Annotated in this window: 1 pseudogene; it reads right to left on the bottom strand. The window is 60.0% G+C overall.

Going from position 1 to position 527, the window contains the following annotated elements:
- A pseudogene (locus IE209_RS33675) lies at positions 1–527 on the bottom strand (Tn3 family transposase); the annotation flags it as partial.

Below are 527 nucleotides of genomic sequence, written 5' to 3' on the forward strand. Positions count from 1 at the left end.
GTGGCAGCCTTGCTGGGTAACGATAGACGGGCATAGTGTTTCTTGGACTCTGCCTGCCAACGCTCGTCCGTGAAGAACAAGCGCGCACGACCCCGAAAGCTCAGGCTGTGCTCAATCCAGACCGAGCCATTGCGCACCGCGCGGCGCAGGGCAAACAGGGTGGCCACCTCCAACGCCTGAAACGCCCGTTCCCGGTCTGGGCTGGAGATCGAAACCTGCCAGATCATTCCCAGACTTGGTGCCACCACTTCAACTGGCAGCTTTCTGGATCCTTTGAGATATAAAGCTTGCAGCTTGGCAAGGTACTCGATGGCAGGATGCTCGCCGGTGGCCTGCCAGGGCAGCTTTGCAATGGCGACGAGCAACGACCGCACGGGGCGAATTCCATCAATCAATCCCTCGCGGACCAGGGAGGCCCTGCTCGGTGGTTTGCGTTTCTGGGTTTCGGTGATCAAGGCTTCAAGACGGGCACGCAACTCAGCATCTGGCACCGCACCTTGCGCGCTCAAGGCAACAAGTTCGCCGAG

This window comes from Pseudorhodoferax aquiterrae (assembly GCF_014652235.1).
Taxonomy (GTDB): domain Bacteria; phylum Pseudomonadota; class Gammaproteobacteria; order Burkholderiales; family Burkholderiaceae_C; genus Pseudorhodoferax; species Pseudorhodoferax aquiterrae.